The sequence below is a fragment of the Desulfobacter curvatus DSM 3379 genome (genome assembly GCF_000373985.1).
Classification (GTDB): Bacteria; Desulfobacterota; Desulfobacteria; order Desulfobacterales; family Desulfobacteraceae; genus Desulfobacter; species Desulfobacter curvatus.
In genome coordinates this window covers 26,452-39,425 of record NZ_KB893054.1, presented here as the reverse complement: position 1 = coordinate 39,425, position 12,974 = coordinate 26,452, and the positions used below count along the sequence as shown (strand labels likewise).

Below are 12,974 nucleotides of genomic sequence, written 5' to 3'. Positions count from 1 at the left end.
GGCAAAAACCTCAGGGTTTAAGGATGGATGAAACCAGCAACTGCGTATAGGGCTCTCTGGGATCATCCAAAATCTGGTCACTCAGGCCTGATTCCACGATCCGGCCTTTTTTCATGACATAGAGCCTGTGGCTGAGCAGTCTGGCCACGGCAAGATCATGGGTGACCAGAATCATGGAGAGCCTTAGCCCTGCCACAAGTTTTCTAAGTACATCAATGAGCCGTGCCTGAACCGAGACATCCAGCCCGGATGTGGGTTCGTCCATGAGAATAATCTTAGGATCGCAGACCAGGTTGGCGGCAATCTGGAGCCGCTGCTGCATGCCGCCGGAAAAGGTGGAGGGCAGATCGTTGATCCTTTCCGGATCGATTTCCACCCGTTCCAGCCAGTCCAGGGCGATTTTCCGGATCTGTGTGTAGTTGCGCATGCCGTTGGCCATGAGGCGCTCTCCGATGTTTCCGCCGGCCGAAATATTCATGCGCAGACCGTCTCTGGGGTTCTGGGTAACAAAGCCGGTATGGGTCCGGGCAATTTTGCGCAGCAGGATCTCATCCGCCTGGATCAGATCCAAAAAACCGAAGGATGAGTTGAAAAAAACCGACCCGTTGGTCGGGGTTTCTGTACCTGCAATGCATTTGAGCAGGGTGGACTTGCCGGACCCGGACTCTCCCACAATGCCGATGACCTCGCCTTGGGCCAATTCAAAATTGATGTTATGGCACCCGATTGTCCTTCCGTAGAACTTGGACAGGTTTTGAACGTGCAGCAGGGGCAGGTTTGGGGTGCTGGGGGTCATAAAGCCTCCTTGCGCTTCTGGCAGAACTCGGTATCAGAGCAGACAAACATTCGGGTCCCCTTGTCATCGGTGAGGATTTCATCCAGGAACGAAGTTCTGGAGCCGCAGATGGCGCAGGCCTTTTTCCACTTTTCCAGTTCAAAGGGAAAATCGTCAAAATCAAGACTGACCACATCGGTATAAGGGGGGACGGCATAGATCCGCTTTTCCCGGCCCGCCCCAAAGAGATGGATGGCGGGGGACTGGTGGAGCTTGGGGTTGTCAAATTTGGGGTTGGGAGAGGGGCTCATGATATACCGGTGGTTCACCAGAACGGGATAGTCAAAGGAGAGCGCGATGCGGCCGTGCCTGGCAATATCCTCGTAGAGCTTGACATACATGGTCCCATATTCCGAAAAGGCATGCATCTTGGCCGCTTCGGGCCGCCGGGGCTCGATGAACTGCAGGGGGTCCGGAATGGGGACCTGGTAGACCATAATCTGGCCATGGGTCAAAGGCGTTTCGGGAATCCTGTGCCGGGTCTGGATGATGGAAGCCTTGATGGTCTGCTCGGTGATGGCGATGCCGGCGGTTTTTCTGAAAAAATCCTTGATACTCACGGCATTGACCGTATCGTCCGCGCCCTGGTCAATCACTTTGAGGGTGTCGGCCTTCCCCAGAAGGGAAGCGGTAAGCTGGATACCGCCTGTTCCCCATCCGTATGGCAGGGGCATCTCACGGCCGCCAAAGGGCACCTGGAATCCGGGAATGGCCATGGCCTTGAGCACGGCCCTGCGAATCATCTTCTTGGTCTGTTCGTCCAGATAGGCAAAGTTATACACGACAGTTAACCTTTTCTTTTCCTTTGGATTTTCTTTCCTTATTCTGGTTCCGGATAAAAACCAGTTCGGACTGGAAATCCACATAATGGGGCAGTTTCAGGTGCTGAACAAAGCCGGAGGATTCAACATTGTCGCTGTGGGCAAGGATGAATTCCTGATCTTGGGCCGGATATTTTACCTGGGCATCCTCCTCGCAGGCCTTTGTCAGGGACCGGTCCAGCAGAGCCGCGGACATGGCCTTGCGTTCATTCTGGCCAAAGGTGATGCCATATCCGCTTTCCAGCCCGGCTCTCCTCTCTTTGCCACCGTTGGTGCGGTTAACCATAAAGCATTCGGTGAGTTTGACTTCACCGATTTCAATTTCAAACCCCAGTTCCGGCGGGGTGTAGACCAGGGTGGCCCAGCCGACCCTTAATTCTCCCAGAAAAGGGTGCCGGTCCAGGCCGAAGCCCCGCTGTAGGGAGTAGGCCGAGGCCAGCAGAAATCCTTCATCCCCCCGGGCCATGTTCTGGAGTCTGACCTCCCGCCCGGCGGGCAATTTCAGAGGTTGCCGGGTCAAATCCGGCACGGACGCTCCGATTAACTCCTTCTGAATTTCGGGTATCAGATCCTGTTTCACCAACAGGTTCCGGACCCAGGGGATGAATTTTTCATCAATTGGACAGGTGTCAAGGGGACGGGTGTCGGGTATGGGCGGCAGCGGTTCTGTCTGGTCCTCCTGCCCTTCAAACTCAATAAGCCGATGGGTATAATCGTAGGTGGGTCCCAGAATCTGTCCGCCGGGAATATCCTTGAATATGCCTGAGATCCGCCGAAAAAGGCGCATCTTATCGGTGGCGGCAGGTTTTGAATTGCCGAACCTGGGTAAAGTTGTTCTAAGGGCCCTGACCAAGAAAACCGCCTCTACCAGATCGCCCTGGGCTTGGCGAATTGCCGTGGCTGCGGCCAGAGGGTCGTAGAGTGACCCTTCTGCCATGACCCGGTCCACGGCCAGGGCCATCTGGTTCATAATCTGTTCTACCTGGATTTGTGCCAGGGCGTGATCCCCCCGGCGGGCTTTGGCCACCAGGCGCCTGGCGTGTTTGACTGCATTTTCTCCGCTTTTTACCGCCACATACATCAGATCACCTCCAGGGTCGTGGTTCTGGGAATGGCCGTGAACTGCCGGTCGCAGACAAAGATCATGTCGATCCCCAACGGATAGTCCGGCGCTATCTCCTTGCGTTTGGCAAAAAAATTCTCCTTTATGCCTTTAAGGTTGATGAAGCGTTCTTTGCAGATGCCGGGGCCGGTCAGACGAATCCGCCCCCGGTCATCCATGCCCCGGGTATGAACAATCAGGGTGGTGGAATGGTCCGGGGACTCTATGGTACCCGGATTGAACTGGTCCGGGGTGTCGAATGAATCATAATCCGTCACCAAGGCAAAACCGGCCTGGGTGCTGGTATGTATATAAGGTGCACCGGTGTGGAATCTGAGCCATTGCACGGCGGCGTTTTGGTTTTCAAGGTCTGTCCAGAAGGGGGTCTCAAAATCCATAAGGGCAAGCAGGAGGGCACCCGAGGCGTGGTGAATCGGCTCCTGGGGCGCAAGATCTACATCCAATTCCATGATTTCGCCCGGCGAGGCCATGGCCCTGAGGAGCTTTCGAAAGACCTTCTGGCTGTCAAAGGTCTGGGAGGCAAAGCCTGATTTCATATTATTCCCCCCGCTTCATGGTGAAGAATTCCACCTTTGATGACTGGACGTCCCGGGCATCTTTGTCCCGGCGGTCTTTTTGCATCCGGCGCAGCTCCGGAACTATAGCCTCCCTAAGATCCGGTCCCGGATCTGCCATCTGGAGCATGGCATCAAACAGGGCGGCCAGCTCGGCATGACGCAGATCAGGGCCCATGACCATGGCAAATCCCATGACCCCATCCAGCTTGAGAATACACCGGGATACGGTAACTTCTCCCAAGTTGAACCTGGGGCCGGCCCCGTCCTGGCGTGCCTGCATCATGATTATTCCGGTTTCCGGCCGAACCATAAAGTCCGGTATGACATCCAGGCCGAAGGCCTTTTTCTGCTGCTCAAGCCATTCCGGATCAGCAGATCCCAGAAGGGAAATCCATTCCTTACGCTGTTCATTGATGTCGCGGCTGCCTGTCATTCCATTAAGTTCCAAAGTTATGATTTAGAATAATCAATAGCTTACTCTGCCGCGATTTGAGAGATATTAACGAATTGTTATCAAATTGTTATGGTGAAAAAGATTTAAAAAATACAATCCGGGTGTTCTCATAAAATTCTAATTTTTTGCTTTGCAGGGAATGATCACTTTATTAAGCTGTCATAAAATGATGCACAAAGATATTGTAGGGTTGAGACTCGGATCAAAATATTTGGTGAGGATGGAACTTGGATAACTTTATTATTACAGTAGCATTGCTGCTAATTGGCATAACAATAAAACGTCTCCCAGCTTTTTCAAAAGAGACAGGCGCCGTATTAAACCTTTTTGTTATTTATATATCTTTGCCGGCATTGGTGTTACTAAAAGTCCCTGAATTAATTTTTAGTAAGGATCTTCTTGCTCCAGCTCTTATGCCATGGGGCATGCTTCTGTCTTCGGCTGCTGCTGTGTTATTTCTTTCTAAAGTTTTTGGCTGGGATAAAGGGACAACAGGTTGCCTGCTGCTCCTGATACCATTAGGGAACACTTCATTTTTAGGGATACCGATGGTTAAGAGTTTTTTTGGCGATAACGCCATTCCTTATGCCGTGTTGTATGACCAACTTGGTTCTTTTTTAGCTTTGGCTACATACGGTTCTTTGGTGTTGGCACTTTATGGTTTGAAAAATACGAAACCAAGTGTAACTGATGTTGTCAAAAAGGTTGTTACATTTCCACCATTTATAGCTTTGCTCTTAGCATTTTTTTTAAGATCTTTTTCTTACCCTGATGTGACGCAAAATATTCTTGAAATGCTGGCGGCAACATTAGTGCCTCTGGTAATGATTGCTGTTGGTTACCAGCTTCAGTTGCGTTTAAATAGAGAGGTGGTCGGACAATTAACTGTCGGACTCTTGATAAAACTCGTTGCTGCTCCGATTTTGGCTTTAATTTTTTGTAGATTCGCCGGCTTAGAAGGAAATGCCGTTAATGTCTCAATTTTTGAAGCAGGGATGCCTCCAATGATTTCAGCCGGAGCTTTGGCAATCATTGCTGATCTAAATCCACAGCTCACTGCAGCACTTGTTGGGATCGGTATTTTGGTTAGTTTTGTCACATTACCAACTCTTTACCAATTGATAATTTTAACATAAGTCAGCGCCTTTATTGGTAAGGATTTCAGTCTGAGATTATATGAACAATACCTGCTACGAAATATGGAAAAACAAATGATCGCCCATGAGTTTTGACACCAATCCTTTTTTGCCGCTGATGGGACGGCGTCTCTCTAATGGAATTTCATCGAATCTGAGAAACATGTGTACCGGAAACAAATACCGAAAATTCATTCCTGCCAAGTATTCGCCAGAGCGGATCTGTTCTGTCCTGTTATGAAAAATGGGAACCAATCCTACAAGATTAGGTGTCAATAACGACAATGCACATCCGGAAAAGAGTGAACCTGTTTTTTGGTGCAGATATGCCGTATGCCCAGGGGTATGGCCGGGGGTAGCAATGGCCTTGATACTGTATTTATGGTGAAGAATTTCACACCCGGTAGGATTCAGGGGGAAGAAACGAGCTGATAAGGAATTGGGCAGTCGTCCAGGGCTGTGCGGAACGGGTAATTTGAGAAAAGGGTGAAACCGTAGGAGGAGAGAACGTTGATCCATTAACAAAGGCAGATCTGCCTGGCCTATGAAAATATCTAAGTTTTGGTCAAGGCATAGGCGTTCTGTGATCTCGGCCAAACTGCCGGTATGGTCACTGTGCCAATGACTAAGGCAGATGGCTTTGATCGTTTTTGGTTCAAGGCCGGCTGCTTTGATTGATTTCAAAATCATATCTCCATTTCCAGGACTTCCGGTATCAAAGAGGATAAGTCCTGTGTCGGTTTTCAAGACAAACACATGTGTAGGGAGCAACCGTGTTTTAAATAGGAAATCCGTTTTTATAGCTAATACCGTTTCTGAAACCCATGTAAAATTAATTTCCATATCTAACCTGAATCTATATGATTATTATAGTGACCCGGTATCAATATTTTAAAGCCCAGTAAAGAGTTTTGATCATTTGGAGGAATAAAAACTCAATTTTTGAATTTTTGAATTTGACTGCCAAACAATCCTTGATTAGAATCAGGTCACTTTTTTCCGGAAGTGTTCCAAAGATAGTGCTGGTAACAGGTATCATTTGAGGAAATATCATGAAGCATAAAAAAACTTACTTCGGACTTCAGAATATCGACGAAAACATTACCGCTAACGAAGGCGATTCGGAAGTTGATATCAATTTGGTGATTGAACAGCTAAAGGGCAAATACCTTGAAAGGCTGTCTGAATTAGAGACAGCTCATCAAGATAATAAACCCTTTCTACAAGGCATTCTACTTGGATTTGAAATATCGCTCACGCTACTGGGCCAGCATGCGTGGCTCCAAGAATATCCGTTTGAACCTTGATCTGTGCCCCCTGGAATCGGCCAAGAACCGAGCCAAGGAAACTGCCGGACTTGGTACAAATTCCTCACGGAAATTCCGTTAACCCGATTGATGATATTGGCCTTATTCCAACAAAGAAACGAAAAGTCTCATATTTGAAAAAATCAGATTATTTCAAATGAATAAAGTGATGATCGGATGGCNCCCCCCCCCCCCGATTAATCAAGGATAAGAATAACGAGGAGCCGTATACGAGGCCCGTACATACGGTTCTATGAGAGGGGCGAGGCCGAATTAATAAATATCGGCCTCGCCCTACTTGGTTTACCTTGCCAATTACCCTTCAAGTTTGAATGACACTTTTAATTTTACCCGGTACCCTATAATCCGGCCGTCTTCCAGACGCATATCCATTTCTTTCACTTCGGCCACTCGCATATCCCTTAAGGTTTTATCGGCGGTCGACACAGCAGCCTTGGCAGCATCCTCCCAGGATTTTTCAGAAAATCCAACGAGTTCGATCATTTTGTAAACACTGTTTTCCATAATAACCTCCTAAAAAAATAAAAGTTAGGGTTGATAAACAATAAAAAACACATCAAGACATTTTAATAAGCTGCCGGAACTGATTTGAATTTGAGATTTGAATGTACCAGTTCCATCCTAACTTTATGTAAGAAGGGGAGACTTTGCTTAAGCTTGCATCCAGCATGAGCCACAATCAACAGCGAACGGGATTTTTCCAGCAGGAACAATGAAATTTCACGGCATTTTGAGGTAGAGAAGCAACTTATTAATGTTATTATACAGATAGTGCATCAATTTGTGTAGAATTTTTTAATCAAACAGGTATCAAATTAATTGGAAGTCATTAAACATTTAATGGTGAGGTCTTCGCAATGGTTGGGGCCAGCAGGAACCACAACCGCATAAATGTGAATTTGACAAAAAAATTAGGGATAAATTTTGAAACCAACCCGGCTCATTGCGAAGTATTCTCTAATGACATGCGGGTTAAAACAGCAGAAAATTATACCTATCCTGATCTTACTATTTCCTGTGGTCATGCAAAAAAGGATTATTATGGCACGTATTGAAATCAAAATGGCAGATGTTTTTTTATTTGAAACCGAACTTACCATCAGGACCGCAGACCTGAATTTTGCCAATCATGTCGGCAATGATACGTTTGTCTCTCTTATGCAGGAAGCAAGAACCAGGTTTTTTATGGACATGGGCTATTCAGATTTGGATGTTGAAGGCAAGGGAACTATCATGACTGACTTAGCTGTTGTTTATAAATCACAATCTTATTACGGAGACAGGCTTAAATTTGAGCTGGGTGTAGGTGATTTCAATAAATACGGGTGCGATATCTTTTATCGGGCAACACATGCAGAAAATCAAAAACTTGTTCTTGAGGCTAAAACCGGAATCATATTTTTTGATTATAAAAAAAATAAAGTCACTACAATCCCAGAGGGTTTTATGGCACGTTTTACACGTCCGGTTTGATGATCTGGTCAGCAAACGAAATAAATTTACCACTGTGCCTGCTCTGGGGTATCGGCTCTAGGCCCGGGGCGTCTCTTTGTTTTTATAGTTTTCCTTGACCAAGGCGTGTTTTTTCATCAGTTTATGGAGCTGACGGGTAGTGATACCGGCAGCAGCAGCTGTGGCATTGATTTTCCCATTGCATTTTGTCAGGAGCAGATCCAGATATTTTTGTTCAATCCTGCCAAGTTCCTGCTTCCTGACTTCGGAAAGTGTTAAATTGTGGTTAATCGTACCGGACATGGGCTTGGGCGGATATGCAAAAAGCTCCACCGGAAAATTTTGCGGCTGAAGGATGGATGTTTTTTCTAAAATGTAGGCCCGTTCCAGGATGTTTTCCAGTTCCCTGATATTGCCCGGCCATGAATAGGCTAAAAAAGCCTCAAGAACCTTGGGGTGCACCTCTGTAATATCCTTGGCGTGAAAGGTGTTGAGTTTTGCCAGGAAAAGCTCCGCCAATTGGGGAATATCCTCTTTTCTTTCCTTGAGGGGCGGCAGTTCAACGGGAAAGACATTCAGGCGGTAATAGAGATCCGAACGAAAAAGTTTATCATCGCACAACTGCTTTAAATCAATATTGGTGGCAGCAATGATGCGCACATCAGACCGGATGTCTTCTTCACCGCCCACCCGGTGAAACACACCATCCTGGATGACCTGGAGCAACTTGATCTGTGCCGGTGGGGTGATGGTGCCGATTTCATCCAGAAAAATGGTGCCGTTCCTGGCAATTTCAAATTTACCCAGTTTGCGTTTGATGGCGCCTGTAAACGCACCCTTTTCATGGCCGAACATTTCGCTTTCTATCAATGTATCTGGAATCGCACCGCAATGAACCTCAATAAACCGCTCATTTTTTCTTAACGACAGCCTGTGAATGAGTCGGGCCGTAAACCCTTTGCCGCTGCCGGTTTCCCCGGTTAAAAGCACGGTGCTTTTGGTTGCAGCCACAGCCCGGATGTTTTCAAATACGGCTTTCATGGCCGGACTTTTGGTATGGAGCAGTTCAAACTCATCCTCCTGCCAGACCTGCTCCCTGAGATAATCCAGTTCCGATTCCGCCCGGGTCTGTTCAATGATGCTGTTGACCACCAGCCTAAGTTCATCAGGCACCAGGGGGTAGGTCAGATAGGATTCCGCTCCTTCATGGACAATTTTTACAGCCTCGGCCAGCAATTCGGGAGGGGCCATGACAATAATGCTGATATTGGGGCAGACTAGGCTTATGGTTTGAAAAACCGCCTTGTAGCTGCTTTCGGCAGCAGCCTGCTGAAGAATTTCAATATCCACAAACACAAACTCGGGCCGAGTGCGGCGCAAAACCTGAAGGGCTGCACTTAATTGCCGGTTGGCATCAATCTGGTACACAGAAGACAGACTGGTCTGGATACCTTTTAAATCATCACTCTTTCTGAGGATAAAATGAAGTTTTTTCAAAGCGTTGTTATGCCTTTATCTATCGTCACACCTTTATGGCCTGATCCGGGCCCGGCACGGACACCCCAAAAAAGGAATTTTTAGTTCTTATTAAAAAATCCCAAGGGAAAAGGCAATGCTTTTATTTTTTTTCTAGAACAGTCTCCAGCAAGTAACTGGATTCTTTCTATCTTTGTTGTGGGCCGAAGCCTGGGTGTTGATAGACCAGCTCGGCCCATGGCCGTTAGTGGAGAACGGCTATTTGAAAATTGATTCCAGGAGTTCCTCTGCTTCCTTGCAATGAATGCACTTGGTTGTCATGGGTCTGGCTTCAAGCCTTTTAATTGAAATGGGCTCTCCGCATACCTCACATTCCCCGTAAGTACCGTTGTCAATCCGTTCCAGCGCCAGCCTCAATTTATTGAGCAGACGGCTTTCACGGGACCGGAGTCTGAGCCGCATGGACTGGTCGGAATGGACTGCGGCCTGGTCGATATATTCCGTTTCCCTATTGTTTTCGTCATTCAGCTCCAATCTACTGACCCGAGCCTGCTCCAAAATACGATCTATCTGGTTGGTAAGGATGTCCTTGAATTTTTCCATCTGGTTGGAATCTATTATCTGCTCCATGTATATTCCCCCTGAATTCAACTGTAACCGAATACCTTAAGTTTTGTCCGCGACAAAAACCAGGTACGTTTTCACACGAAGAGCAGGAACCGTGCCCGAATGAAATCCGGGCTGCAACCCAATCCTTCACCAGAGGATCTCCTGAAAAAAGAACTTAAAATTCTTTTTTTGTCCCATCCCAAGACATTTAACATCTTCTATCCCACCGTCCATTTTCATATACCGTTGGTGCAGCCACCCAAGAATCCGCGTTTAAAAAGGGTTCGGCCCCCTTCCCATGCCATGAAATAGCACTAAATCCACTTTTAGGCGTCATTGGCGCACTTTATGAATTACAACTGGCACCCCCAGGCGAACAAAAACAACAAATGCGAGAGAACTGAATAGAGTGAACAATATTTCCGGACACGGGTCAAAAAGAATACAAGGATATGACCTGGCAAGAGGTGTGGCTATATTTGCCATGGTAATCATTGATTTTAAAGCCTTTTTCTGTATTGATGAAACCTTTCCGGAATGGCTTTATGCGATTATTGAATATATGGACAGAAGGGCTGCTGCTGCCCTCGTGATCATTGCCGGGGCCGGTATGACACTCATGTCCGGCAAAGCCTACACGGAAAAGATCCGGGATACGCTTTTTAAACGAGCTGTATTCCTTATACTTTGCGGTATTCTGATTGCCAGGATATGGCCGGCGGATATCCTTCATTTTTACGGATTTTTTATCTTAACCGGGCTGGTAATGGTTCAGCTTTCCAGCCCGGGTCTTTTGGTCGCGGCCGGCGTCTTCTGGCTGGGCAGTTTTATAGGGCTTTTTGATCATGTTGGCGTATACCTGGAAAACCTTGCTGCCGGTAGCCTGCCCGAACAACTTGCAGACCTTTTTTTCACAGGGTACTACCCGGTTTTTCCATGGGCTGCACTTTACCTTTTTGGCATGTGGCTGGGACGGCAGGATTTAAAAAACCGCAATAACGCAATAACGCTTCTGGGTTCAGGGCTTTTAGCGGCGGTGTTATCAGAGTGTGCAGGATATTTTATTCCCGGCATGGCGGTAAAAACAATTCTGGCCCATGGCGCCTCGGATGAAACAGCCGCATACATTTTTATCCTGCTGTCAAAGCTGACCGTTATAGACCTGACCCTGCCAAGCCCGGTTTCCATTATATCCGGTGCCGGTACAGGGCTTTGCGTTATCATTCTAAGCTTTTTGTGTACCGCCGGCCTGAAACAGGGACCGCCTCAATCTTTCATGATTGTGGGGAAAAACACCTTGTCTTTGTATGTACTGCATATCCTTTTTATCAAAGGAATTGAGAATCTTCCGGGCATAGAAGAGGACTACCCTGTCCTTTGGTGCACCGCCGGGGCAATCCTTTTCGTTGCGGCCTATACATTATTAATACGCCTATGGCTGAAAAAATTTGCAATGGGCCCACTTGAAAGCGCCATGAGGTATTTTCCCTTTGTTAAGGCCCAGCGAATCGTGAAAGAACACCCCGGTGCCAGCGCAGGATAACTGCACGGAGATAAATCGGAATAAAAAATTCTCATAAAAGAAAAAAAAGAAACCACTCTTCTTATTTTGCCAAGCCCAATACCGGTAAAAACAAGCCGATTGACTATAAAATCAAAGAGATAAAAACCAGCGCCAATGTGGCACAGGCATTGCTAAGATGCAGTCCCATGATTAGTTGCCGGCCTGTTCCGGCAAAATAATATCCACAAAAAAATATTTATGCCAAGAGTGCTTTGACCTGTCATAGAAATAAGCAACAACACAAAAAGTATATACCCAAAATCACATGGAGGGCCAATTGGAAAAGACGGCCGCTATGACAATAAAACATACCGTGATGGCTCGTCCGGTATCCGGACCGGGCAACATGTCGGCCGGCACCGCCGCCATCAACAGTATTTTATATAATTCATTCCTAATCACCCTGGGATCCATCCTTTGTGCCTGGACAATCAACACGATACTTGTTCCCCATCAGTTCCTGAGCGGTGGGCTGGCCGGGGTTGCTTTGATTATGCACTATCTTTGGCCCCAGACATCGGTTGGCAGCCTTAATTTCCTGTTGAATATCCCAATTCTAATAGTGGGATGGTTTTATGTGGGCCGGCGCTTTATGCTCTACAGCATTTTCGGAATGGTTGTTTTTTCCATGGCCGTGGAGTGGATTCCCGCAACCAGGCCCATTGAGGACCCCATGCTGGCAGCCCTGCTTTGCGGCATCGTTTCAGGCGTGGGCTGTGCATTGATACTAAAATCCGTGGGATCGGCCGGGGGGATTGATATTATATCGATTATCCTGCTCAAGCAATTCTCCATCCGGCTGGGGTCCACCACGCTTTTTGCAAATGCCGCAATCCTTCTGGTGTCCATGGTTTTGTTCCCCATGGAGTCAATTCTTTATACGTTGATTCATGTATTTGTAGCCTCCCGGGTGATTGATCTGGTTATAACGGGCATGAGTAAACGAAAAGCCGTATTCATTGTCTCTAAACAATGGCAAGATATCCAGCAGCAGATCTTTAAACAGTTAAACCGGGGCGTGACCATCATTAACGGGTGCGGCGGATATACGGGAGAAGAGGCAAATCTGCTTTATACAGTTGTCACCTTTGGTGAGTTGAGCCGCTTAAAGGCCCTTGTAAAAAAAACAGACCCAAATACATTTCTGGTGGTTTCCGATACCTTTGAAGTTATGGGGCATGGTATCGGCAATCAACCCCATTGGTGATTGAAAATAAAAACCCCATATTGTGTTGAGCGCTTTTCCGCTGAGAAGCGTGATAAAACTATTTTCTAAGGAGAAAAAATGATGAAACGGTTTAAAACATTTTTGTTCGTGATGGTTATGGCTTTGGCGGTAATGACATGGGCAAACTGGAGTCCTGCCATCGCTTCCGGCGAAGTTGATGATACGGTGGTCGAAGAAACCGTAGGCCAGGAAGAGGAAGCGATGGAAAATGATGGGGCTTATGAGGAGGATGGCCAGGAAGAATGGAATTCCCAAGAGGATCCGGAAGCCGAAACCCAGGAAGAATCCCCCTACACCGAATAACGGCCATGGGCCGTCCTTGGTCTATCTACACCCAGGCTTCGGCCCACAACAAAGATAGAAAGAGTCCAGCTGCTTGCTGGAGACTTTC

At 47.2% G+C, this 12,974-nt stretch carries 15 protein-coding genes and 1 pseudogene; 7 read left to right on the top strand and 9 right to left on the bottom strand.

Annotation, left to right across the window (positions count from 1 at the left end; genetic code table 11):
- Positions 1-10 precede the first annotated feature (10 nt).
- From phnK to phnG, 5 genes are read right to left on the bottom strand one after another with little or no spacing between them, the layout of a single operon-like run.
- On the bottom strand, positions 11-796 hold the full coding sequence (gene phnK / locus B147_RS0111690; RefSeq protein ID WP_020587384.1) for a phosphonate C-P lyase system protein PhnK: 786 nt from the start codon (positions 794-796) through the stop codon (positions 11-13).
- A complete protein-coding gene (locus B147_RS0111685) occupies positions 793-1,617 on the bottom strand; it encodes an alpha-D-ribose 1-methylphosphonate 5-phosphate C-P-lyase PhnJ (protein WP_020587383.1) in 825 nt (274 codons plus the stop codon). Before B147_RS0111685 ends, phnK begins: the two co-directional genes overlap by 4 nt.
- Positions 1,610-2,737 (bottom strand): carbon-phosphorus lyase complex subunit, encoded by a 1,128-nt coding sequence (locus B147_RS0111680; protein ID WP_020587382.1) that lies wholly within the window; start codon positions 2,735-2,737, stop codon positions 1,610-1,612. Before B147_RS0111680 ends, B147_RS0111685 begins: the two co-directional genes overlap by 8 nt.
- Positions 2,737-3,315: a phosphonate C-P lyase system protein PhnH gene (gene phnH, locus B147_RS0111675; protein ID WP_020587381.1), complete on the bottom strand. Its 579-nt coding sequence runs from the start codon at positions 3,313-3,315 to the stop codon at positions 2,737-2,739. Before phnH ends, B147_RS0111680 begins: the two co-directional genes overlap by 1 nt.
- A gap of 1 nt (position 3,316) precedes the next feature.
- Complete coding sequence (gene phnG, locus B147_RS0111670; protein ID WP_020587380.1) at positions 3,317-3,769, bottom strand: phosphonate C-P lyase system protein PhnG; 453 nt, start codon at positions 3,767-3,769, stop codon at positions 3,317-3,319.
- 248 nt (positions 3,770-4,017) lie between these two features.
- Here phnG and B147_RS0111665 point away from each other — a divergent pair, with 248 nt between their 5' ends.
- Entirely contained in the window at positions 4,018-4,926 is a 909-nt protein-coding gene (locus B147_RS0111665; protein ID WP_020587379.1) for an AEC family transporter, read from the top strand.
- A gap of 54 nt (positions 4,927-4,980) precedes the next feature.
- Here the strand turns inward: B147_RS0111665 and B147_RS0111660 are convergent, their stop codons facing one another.
- A complete protein-coding gene (locus tag B147_RS0111660; protein ID WP_020587378.1) occupies positions 4,981-5,769 on the bottom strand; it encodes an MBL fold metallo-hydrolase in 789 nt (262 codons plus the stop codon).
- 209 nt (positions 5,770-5,978) lie between these two features.
- Between B147_RS0111660 and B147_RS0111650 the strand changes: the two genes are divergently transcribed.
- Positions 5,979-6,233 carry a hypothetical protein gene (locus B147_RS0111650; protein WP_020587376.1) on the top strand — a complete coding sequence of 85 codons (255 nt, stop codon included), beginning with the start codon at positions 5,979-5,981 and terminating at the stop codon, positions 6,231-6,233.
- 315 nt (positions 6,234-6,548) lie between these two features.
- Here B147_RS0111650 and B147_RS0111645 read toward each other — a convergent pair whose 3' ends face one another.
- Entirely contained in the window at positions 6,549-6,758 is a 210-nt protein-coding gene (locus tag B147_RS0111645) for a dodecin family protein (protein WP_020587375.1), read from the bottom strand.
- Positions 6,759-7,102: 344 nt separating this feature from the next.
- Between B147_RS0111645 and B147_RS28220 the strand changes: the two are divergent.
- Both B147_RS28220 and B147_RS0111635 read left to right on the top strand, forming a co-directional pair.
- Positions 7,103-7,309 (top strand): annotated as a pseudogene (locus B147_RS28220) (Uma2 family endonuclease); the annotation flags it as partial.
- The gene (locus tag B147_RS0111635) at positions 7,296-7,727 is read left to right on the top strand and encodes an acyl-CoA thioesterase (protein ID WP_020587373.1); all 432 of its coding nucleotides are present in this window, start codon (positions 7,296-7,298) and stop codon (positions 7,725-7,727) included. The pseudogene B147_RS28220 and the gene B147_RS0111635, both read left to right, overlap by 14 nt.
- A gap of 57 nt (positions 7,728-7,784) precedes the next feature.
- On the opposite strand, the gene B147_RS0111630 is transcribed toward B147_RS0111635, so the two are convergent.
- Positions 7,785-9,203 carry a sigma-54 dependent transcriptional regulator gene (locus B147_RS0111630; protein ID WP_020587372.1) on the bottom strand — a complete coding sequence of 473 codons (1,419 nt, stop codon included), beginning with the start codon at positions 9,201-9,203 and terminating at the stop codon, positions 7,785-7,787.
- A 237-nt stretch (positions 9,204-9,440) separates the two neighbouring features.
- Positions 9,441-9,812: a TraR/DksA family transcriptional regulator gene (locus B147_RS0111625; protein WP_020587371.1), complete on the bottom strand. Its 372-nt coding sequence runs from the start codon at positions 9,810-9,812 to the stop codon at positions 9,441-9,443.
- A gap of 388 nt (positions 9,813-10,200) precedes the next feature.
- Here B147_RS0111625 and B147_RS0111615 point away from each other — a divergent pair, with 388 nt between their 5' ends.
- The 3 genes from B147_RS0111615 to B147_RS0111605 all read left to right on the top strand — a co-directional run bounded on the left by B147_RS0111615 (position 10,201) and on the right by B147_RS0111605 (position 12,886).
- Positions 10,201-11,334, top strand: a complete 1,134-nt coding sequence (locus tag B147_RS0111615) for a heparan-alpha-glucosaminide N-acetyltransferase domain-containing protein (protein WP_020587369.1) — start codon at positions 10,201-10,203, stop codon at positions 11,332-11,334.
- Between the two features lie 316 nt (positions 11,335-11,650).
- Positions 11,651-12,562, top strand: a complete 912-nt coding sequence (locus B147_RS0111610) for a YitT family protein (protein ID WP_211216938.1) — start codon at positions 11,651-11,653, stop codon at positions 12,560-12,562.
- A gap of 78 nt (positions 12,563-12,640) precedes the next feature.
- Positions 12,641-12,886, top strand: coding sequence for a hypothetical protein (locus B147_RS0111605; protein ID WP_020587367.1), 246 nt, complete (start codon positions 12,641-12,643; stop codon positions 12,884-12,886).
- The last annotated feature ends 88 nt before the right edge of the window (positions 12,887-12,974 follow it).